The organism is Tritonibacter sp. SIMBA_163 (genome assembly GCF_046535935.1).
Lineage (GTDB): Bacteria > Pseudomonadota > Alphaproteobacteria > Rhodobacterales > Rhodobacteraceae > Epibacterium > Epibacterium scottomollicae.
In genome coordinates this window covers 1-382 of record NZ_JAWJBP010000165.1, presented here as the reverse complement: position 1 = coordinate 382, position 382 = coordinate 1, and the positions used below count along the sequence as shown (strand labels likewise).

1 protein-coding gene is annotated in these 382 nt (G+C 53.1%); it reads left to right on the top strand.

Annotated features, from left to right (window positions below; genetic code table 11):
• Positions 1–58: 58 nt before the first annotated feature.
• The coding region (locus tag R0J92_RS21920; protein ID WP_411053198.1) for a hypothetical protein at positions 59–382 on the top strand (324 nt) is incomplete at its 3' end.

Sequence of the window (382 nt, the reverse complement as noted above, 5' to 3'; positions counted from 1 at the left end):
CTGCCATTGAGAAGCTAATGAAAGCGCAAGGCTGGAAAGCATTAAAAGGTAAGGCGTTATGAGCGATAGCGATCACGCCATCTGGTCAGGCTGGAAACTATCGCCCCCTAAAAAAAGCACCTCCGATGGGCAAGAGGAGCGTCGCTATCAGCGCGCTTGTGAGCGCTACCAGCGCTGGGAAGCCATTCTTGCATCATTAGAACAGCAGGTTCCCGGGATTATGTCTGGCCAGCGGGATATCGTGATGCCTGATGCGGTTATTGCTGCTGCGTTTGACGCTCTACACCAGCAAACGCCGCCCAGTACGCTGAACATAACACACAATTTTTTGGTGAAAGGGCTGGAGCGAGGTAGCCAGCAGCTGAATTGGACAGTGGCCATC